This window comes from Chromobacterium vaccinii, assembly GCF_000971335.1.
GTDB lineage: Bacteria > Pseudomonadota > Gammaproteobacteria > Burkholderiales > Chromobacteriaceae > Chromobacterium > Chromobacterium vaccinii.
In genome coordinates, this window is sequence record NZ_JZJL01000095.1 from 1 (window position 1) to 6,501 (window position 6,501).

Annotated in this window: 7 protein-coding genes; 3 read left to right on the forward strand and 4 right to left on the reverse strand. The window is 62.7% G+C overall.

What is annotated here, in order from left to right; genetic code table 11:
• Nucleotides 1-48 precede the first annotated feature (48 nt).
• Together VL52_RS22455 and VL52_RS22460 are read right to left on the reverse strand one after the other, a co-directional pair.
• Complete coding sequence (locus VL52_RS22455; protein WP_046159136.1) at nucleotides 49-1,320, reverse strand: tyrosine-type recombinase/integrase; 1,272 nt, start codon at nucleotides 1,318-1,320, stop codon at nucleotides 49-51.
• Between the two features lie 242 nt (nucleotides 1,321-1,562).
• A complete protein-coding gene (locus tag VL52_RS22460) occupies nucleotides 1,563-2,429 on the reverse strand; it encodes a YicC/YloC family endoribonuclease (RefSeq protein WP_046159131.1) in 867 nt (288 codons plus the stop codon).
• Between the two features lie 95 nt (nucleotides 2,430-2,524).
• Here VL52_RS22460 and VL52_RS22465 point away from each other — a divergent pair, with 95 nt between their 5' ends.
• The 3 genes from VL52_RS22465 to rph are packed head-to-tail and all read left to right on the forward strand — an operon-like array spanning nucleotide 2,525 to nucleotide 5,143.
• Nucleotides 2,525-3,499, forward strand: a complete 975-nt coding sequence (locus VL52_RS22465; RefSeq protein WP_046159132.1) for a serine/threonine protein kinase — start codon at nucleotides 2,525-2,527, stop codon at nucleotides 3,497-3,499.
• Complete coding sequence (locus VL52_RS22470; RefSeq protein WP_046159133.1) at nucleotides 3,496-4,374, forward strand: PP2C family protein-serine/threonine phosphatase; 879 nt, start codon at nucleotides 3,496-3,498, stop codon at nucleotides 4,372-4,374. The genes VL52_RS22465 and VL52_RS22470 overlap by 4 nt, the downstream gene beginning before the upstream one ends.
• A 52-nt stretch (nucleotides 4,375-4,426) precedes the next feature.
• Nucleotides 4,427-5,143, forward strand: coding sequence for a ribonuclease PH (gene rph, locus VL52_RS22475; RefSeq protein WP_046159134.1), 717 nt, complete (start codon nucleotides 4,427-4,429; stop codon nucleotides 5,141-5,143).
• 54 nt (nucleotides 5,144-5,197) lie between these two features.
• Here the strand turns inward: rph and VL52_RS22480 are convergent, their stop codons facing one another.
• Both VL52_RS22480 and VL52_RS25135 read right to left on the reverse strand, forming a co-directional pair.
• Nucleotides 5,198-6,007: a trypsin-like serine peptidase gene (locus VL52_RS22480; RefSeq protein WP_046159135.1), complete on the reverse strand. Its 810-nt coding sequence runs from the start codon at nucleotides 6,005-6,007 to the stop codon at nucleotides 5,198-5,200.
• A gap of 89 nt (nucleotides 6,008-6,096) precedes the next feature.
• Nucleotides 6,097-6,501 (reverse strand): hypothetical protein (locus tag VL52_RS25135; protein WP_200896087.1); only part of this gene is annotated, 405 nt, incomplete at its 5' end.

Here is a 6,501-nt window from a genome sequence, read left to right on the forward strand (position 1 = left end):
GGGTTTCCCGCTTTTCGATTGGCCGATCTAGGCGCGGCAAAGCTGGTGTTAGGCCGTCTTCTTCCTGCCCTTGGTAATCGGCGTCACGTTGTACGCCTCGCCCTTGTCCAGGGCATTGAGCAGCCCGGCCCACTTGTTCAGGGCGTCGCGGCGCTCGTTGAAGTAGTCGTGGCGGTTGTAGATGCCTTCCACGCCCTTGATCTTGTGATTGAGGCAGCGCTCGGCCACCACCGGGTCGACGCCCAATTCCGCCAGGTGGGTGCGCGCGGTGCGGCGTAGATCGTGGATGGTGAAGTCCGCCACGTCCGGCATGTGCGGCTTGACCTTGCCCAGCGCGGTGCCGATGGTGCCCTCGTGGATGTGCGGCACCATGCGGTGCTGCATCTTGCGGGCCGGCAGTAGCCAGTCGCTGGGGCCGGCCAGGTCGAACAGCTGCTGCAGCCATTCCACCGCCAGGGCGGGCAGGGGGATGTCGATAGGCTTGCCGGTCTTGCTGCGCTCGCCTGGCAGGTGCCAGACACCAGCGTCTAAATCAAACTCTTCCTTGCGGGCGGCGCACAGCTCCATCTTGCGGACGCACAGCAGCAACAGCAGGCGGATGGAGAGGTCATTCTCCACGCTGAACCCCTTGGCCAGCTTCATGGCTGCAAACAGCTTGGCCAGCTCGTCGCGGCTCAAGGCCCGGTCGCGGGCTTCTTCCTTGCCGCCGGCGTCGCCAATGTCAAAGGCGCTGGCCGGGTTGATTTCGATGATGTGGCGTTTGATGGCGTAGTCGAACATGCGGCGGGTCCAGCGCAGCACGTCGTTGGCGATGGTGGGCGCACCGCGTTTGACGATGCTCTGCAGCATGTCGTCAATGTGGCGGGGCTTGATGTCCTCCACCTTCATCTTGCCCAGCATCGGGCCGATGTCCTTGTCGATCCGGCGCCGCACGATGTCCGGGTGCTTCCAGCGGCCCAGGATCATCCGCTCGTAGTACTCGTTGGCCAACACCAGCATGGTGACGGCGTTCTTCTCTTCCTCGATCTTGGCCAGCGCCGCGGCCTTGCGTTCCTGCTTCTCGCCGGCCACGTCGTAGCCCAGCGCCACGCGGGCGGCCATCTCTCTGGCGGTTTCTCGGGCTTTGGCCAGAGATAGTTCGCTGTACGAGCCAATCACCACGGCGCGAGCCTTGCCAGAGAACTTGTAACGGAAGCGCCAGAACGGGACGGAGTAGCGCGAGGGGAAGCAGAGATAGAGGCCATCGCCATCGGCGCGGGCTTCGAAGTGTTCACCGGCCTTGATCCAGGCCCGGATTTGCATGTCGGTCAGCTTGGCCATGTCGCGCACCTCAAACACTGAGTAGGCCGGAGAACCCCGCGTGGCTGTTCAATCCTCAAAAATTTGAACAGCGAATAGGGCCGTGTACATACTCAACTGGCTGGAAAGGCCCGTATGTACACCTGTATGTACACGATAATTATGCGCTTTGCTGGAGTGGGGTGATACGTGGTGACATGAAAAAAGCCCTGCGGAACAGGGCTTTGTGGATTTTTTGACACGTGGTGACGCGCCGTGAAATCTTACTCGATGTTTTGGATCTGCTCGCGCATCTGCTCTATCAGCACCTTCAGCTCTACCGAGGCCTGGGTAGTGTCGGTGGACACCGACTTGGAGCCTAGCGTGTTGGCCTCGCGGTTCAGTTCCTGCATCAGGAAATCCAGCCGCTTGCCGGACTGGCCGCCAGACTTGAGGATACGGCGCACTTCGGAAAGATGGGTGGTCAGGCGCGACAGCTCCTCGTCCACGTCTATCTTTTGCGCGAACAGCGCGAATTCCTGTTTCAGCCTGTCTTCATCCACGCTGCCCAGTGCTTCCTGCAGGCGGCCGGACAGCTTGGCCATGTAGTTCTCCAGGATTTGCGGCAGCTTGGGCTTGATGGCGGCGACGATGGCGTCCATCGCCTCGATGCGCTCGATCAGCACCGCCTTCAGCTTCTCGCCCTCGCGGCCGCGCGAGGCGTTGAAGTCTGCCAGCGCGGTCTGCAGCGCATCCAGGCACAGCTGGTGCAGCACCTCCGGCGCCAGTTCGTTGCTTTTCAGCACGCCAGGCCAGCGCATCAGTTCGCCGACCGACAGGCCTTTGCTTTCGCCGTTCTGCTTTTGCACCTCGCGCGAGACTTCCAGCAGGCGGCTCAGGAAGGCCTGGTTCAATTCCAGCGTCGGCGCGGCGCTGTCCACCTGATTGAGGCCGACGCGGCACTCCAGCTTGCCGCGGGTGACGCGGGCGGCAATCTGCTCGCGCAGCTGCGGTTCGATGATCCGCAGTTCCTCCGGCAGGCGCATCTGGATGTCCAGGTAGCGATGATTGACGGCGCGGATTTCCAGGCTCAACATCCCGCCAGGGAATTCCCGGGTGGCGGCGGCAAAGCCAGTCATGCTCAATATCATGCGGAGCTCCTGTATCGGTATTTTCGAATGCTGGGCCCGAATTGCTTTGCTAAGCTCAATTCAGGGCCAGTGGACACTATAACAACTGCCATTCGATGACTCAATCCAGCAAGCAGACTCCGCTTCCGGCAGGCTATCGGCTCGCCGAGTACACGATTGTGCGCCAACTGTCGGTGGGTGGCTTCAGCGTTGTTTACCTGGCCTTGGATGATGACGATCGCAAGTTCGCCATCAAGGAATATCTGCCCCGCAATCTGGCGGAGCGCAAGCAGGATTGCACGATAACGGTGCCGCACGAACTGGATCGCGACGCCTTCAACTTGGGGCTGAAATGCTTTTTTGAGGAGGGCCGGGTGCTGTCGGGCATATCCCACCCGGCGGTGGTGAGGGTGAGCAACTTCTTCCGGGCGAACCAGACGGTCTACATGGTGATGGAGTATGCCGATGGCCGCTCGCTCGGGCGGGAGCTGGAGCTGGTTGGCGGGCGGATGGAGGAGAGGCTGATCCGCAAGTGGTTCGCCGCGCTGTTGTCAGGATTGCGCGAGGTGCATAGCCAGCGGCTGCTGCATCTGGACATCAAGCCGGCCAATATCTACCTGCGGCGCAGCGGCGTGCCCTTGCTGCTGGATTTCGGCGCCTCGCGGCAGACGCTGTCGCGCAAGGACAAGCACTTCGCCGCGATGTACACGCCGGGCTTCGCTGCGCCGGAGCAGTACGAGAAAGACCAGCCGCTGGGGCCATGGACCGATATTTACGGGATAGGCGCCTGCCTGTACGTCTGCATGGGAGGCGAGACGCCGCAGGCCGCCAGAGAGCGGCGAGAACAGGATTTGCTGGTGCCGGCCAGCCAGGCTTTCCGTTGCCAGTATTCACGCGAACTGACCACCTTGTGCGACCGTTGCCTGACCCTGGAGCCGAATCTGCGGCCGGCATCGGTGCTGGAGATTCAGAAGATACTGCAGCAGACGGAGTACAGCCAACCGGAGCGCCTGTCAGCGGGAGAGGGCAATCGTCTGGTGGGTTGGATAAAAGGCCTGGCCGGCGGCCGGCATAAAGAGGGACAGGAATGAAGCTTTCTATTTTTCAGGAAAGCCGGGTGGGGGGGCGCAGCTACAATCAGGACCGGCTGGCCATCGCGCATTCTCAGGAAACGGTAATGCTGGTGATGGCCGACGGCATGGGCGGGCACATGCGCGGCGAAGTCGCCGCGCAGATCACGGTGGATCTGCTGTGCGAGTTGTTCTACCAGCAGGCGGCGCCGACGCTCAGCCATCCCAACCGTTTCCTGGTGAACGCCATCAGCTCGGTGCACCAGGTGATTCTGGAGTACGCGACCGACCACCGGCTGCCCGACGTGCCCAGCACCACGGTGGTGGTGGCTATTTTGCAGCATGGCTATCTGTATTGGTGCCATGTGGGCGACTCCCGGCTGTATCTGCTGGACGGCGGAGGGCTGCGCCTGCGCTCGCGAGACCATTCCCAGGTTCAGCGGCTGATCGACCAGGGACTGCTGACCGAGGAGGCTGCCAAGACCCATCCCGAGCGCAACAAGATCTACAACTGCCTGGGGGCATCGGGCGAGCCGGACATCGACATCGGAGAGCGGCAGGAAATCGGCCCGGGTTGTTCCATCATGCTCTGCACCGATGGCCTTTGGTCGCAGGTGCAGGACGCCGAGCTGGAAAAGGTGTTCGCCGGCCGCAGCGTCAACCAGGTTATGCCGGCGTTGATCAATGTGGCCGAGCGCCGCGCAGGCAATGGCGGCGACAATTTGTCGGCGGTGGCGGTGACGTTGCTGGAGGACGACTTGGCGCTGGGCGAGCGCGACGACATTTTGGACACGGAAAAGACGCCGCCGCAGAAGGCCGGCAGGCTGATCCTGGAGTCCAATTTGGCGACCATGCATCAGGAAATACTGGCCAGCCAGGTGGGCAAGGACAGCTGAGCGCGCGCGGCTGTTATAATCGCCACCGATATTTCTTCTTCCAAAGGCCAACATGCGACCTTCCGAACGTAGTGCCGACGCGATGCGCGTCGTGCGTCTGACCCGCTCCTACACCAAGCATGCCGAAGGTTCGGTGCTGGTGGAGTTCGGCGATACCAAGGTGATCTGCACCGCCAGCGTCGAGGAAACGGTGCCGTCTTTTCTCAAGGGCAAGGGACAGGGCTGGGTGACCGCCGAGTACGGCATGCTGCCGCGCTCCACCGGCAGCCGGATGCGCCGCGAGTCCGCCGCCGGCAAGCAATCCGGCCGCACCCAGGAGATCCAGCGCCTGATCGGCCGCTCGCTGCGCGCGGTGACGGATCTGGCCAAGCTGGGCGAGCGCCAGATCGTCATTGACTGCGACGTGATCCAGGCCGATGGCGGCACCCGCACCGCCAGCATCACCGGCGCCTATGTCGCGCTGGCCGACGCGATCCAGGGGCTGATCGACGCCGGCAAGCTGAGCGCCAACCCGCTGCGCGATCAGGTGGCGGCGGTGTCGGTGGGCGTGTACAAGGGCCTGCCAGTGCTGGATCTGGACTATCTGGAAGACTCGGACTGCGAAACCGACATGAACGTGGTGATGACCGGCAGCGGCCGCTTCGTCGAAGTGCAGGGCACAGCCGAGGGCGAGCCGTTCAGCGAGGAGGAGATGGCGGCGATGCTGGCGCTGGCGCGCAACGGCATTACCGAATTGCTGGAGCATCAGCGGCGGGCATTGAAAGCCTGAAACTAGCTGACTGACATCCGCTGGATGGAGAGAAGCCGCCTTTGGGCGGCTTTTTCATTTTTTGGCCGATTTGGCGATGAAGGCCTGCAGCGCCTGCTGGAACACCGGCGCGGACACGCTCATATTGTCTTCCAGCTTGCGGCGGGCGGCCGGCGGCGCCGAGCTTTGCACCGCGACGATGGTGGCCTGGCCCTTGGCGTCGATGACGAAGATCGGCGAGCCGCTATTGCCTTCCAGCGTGTCGCAACGGTGGGTGAGGCGGCCGTCGCCGCGCAGCGCGGTGGCTTTGCAGCCATGGTGGGCGCGCAGGTGGCGCTGATCGTCTACCGGGTATCCGCCCTGGGTGATGGTCCAGTTCTGTCTGGCTAGCAGTGTTTTCAATGCCTGGGCATCGCCGGAGAACACCGGTACCGTGCCCTGGCTGTTGCCCAGCGGCGTGGCCAGCCGCACGAAGGCGAAGTCGCGCGGCGCGATGCGCGGCGGGATGTACAAGCCGTCGGGTTTGCGGATCAGGCCTTTGAGGAAGGCTTTGTCCACCTGCACTTCCTTGATGCGGCTCAGCGCCGTGTATTCGTCGCCCCACAGACCGACGGTGAAGCTGGTGGCGGGGTCGAAACGGCCCTTTTCGTCGACGAAGCAGTGGCCGGCGGTCAACACCACGTCCGGGGCGACCAGAGTGCCGGTACAGATGGTGCGGGAACGGGTTTCCAGCTGGCCCACGCTGCGCCAGGGCGCGCGTTCGGGCTTTTCCAGCACGCGGTCGTCCTTGCCGAAGAACAGGATCTTGTGCTCTTTGCTCAACTGAGCGGATTGGGCGAGGGCGGGGATCAGGGCGAGGCAGAGGGCAATGCGCGGCAGCTTCATCGTGGTGGCACCTGGAAATGGAAACGGGGCGCCGAAGCGCCCCGTGCAATGCTATGCCGCTGAGTGATCAGGCGGCGTCGGCACTGGAATTACTTGGCAGCGGAAGCGGCCTTCTTCTTACCGGCTTTCTTGGCCGGAGCGGAAGCTTCTTTCTTGGCAGCTTGAGCCTTTTGAGCGGCGGAAGCTTCTTTCTTGGCTACGTGCTTTTTGGCGTGCTTGTGGGCAGCCTTCTTAGCCGGAGCGGAAGCGTCGGCCTTAGCGGCTTGGGCTTTTTGAGCTGCGGAAGCTTCTTTCTTGGCAGCGTGCTTCTTAGCGTGGTGCTTGTGAGCCTTCTTGGCTTTCGGAGCGGAAGCGTCGGCCTTGGCGGCTTGGGCTTTCTGAGCGGAAGCTTCTTTCTTGGCTACGTGCTTCTTGGCCTTCTTGGCTTTCGGAGCGGAAGCGTCGGCCTTGGCGGCTTGGGCTTTTTGAGCTGCGGAAGCTTCTTTCTTGGCAGC